This window comes from Streptomyces sp. SID12501 (assembly GCF_010550245.1).
Classification (GTDB): Bacteria; Actinomycetota; Actinomycetes; order Streptomycetales; family Streptomycetaceae; genus Streptomyces.
On the sequence record NZ_JAAGLU010000364.1, the window covers coordinates 1 to 543 of the forward strand.

1 protein-coding gene is annotated in these 543 nt (G+C 73.7%); it reads left to right on the forward strand.

Features of this window, described 5'->3' with window-relative positions; genetic code table 11:
• Positions 1–543: SLC13 family permease (locus G3I71_RS46255; protein WP_203733075.1), on the forward strand; the 543-nt coding region annotated here is incomplete at both ends.

The window sequence follows — 543 nt, forward strand, 5'->3', positions numbered from 1 at the left end:
ACCGCGACCGCCGTCATGATGCTCCCGATCGGCGTGTCGGTGCTGACGCTGCTGAGCCGCGAGCGCGGCGAGGTCGACCGGCGGCTGTCCGCCGCGCTCATGCTCGGCATCGCGTACGCCGCGACCATCGGCTCGTTCGGCACGGTGATCGCGGGCCCGCCCAACGCGCTGCTCGTCGGGTACCTCTCGGAGACGTACGGCATCGAGATCGGGTTCGGCGAGTGGATGGCCGTCGGGCTGCCGCTGTCGGTCGTGTTCCTCCTGCTCGCGTGGCTCGTGCTCACGCGCGTCGTGTTCCGCGTCGACCCCGCGCCGCTGTGCGAGGACGACTCCGTGGTGCGCGCCGAGCTGGACCGGCTCGGGCCCATGGGCCACCCGCAGCGGCGCGTCGTGGCGGTGTTCGCGCTCGCCGCGACGTCGTGGATCGCGCTGCCGCTCGTGTGGCGCGGCACCCCGGTGACCGACGAGGTCGTGGCCGTCGTCGTCGCGGTGCTGCTGTTCCTGCTGCCGTCGGGCGAGCCGTGCGGCGGGCGTCTGCTCGAC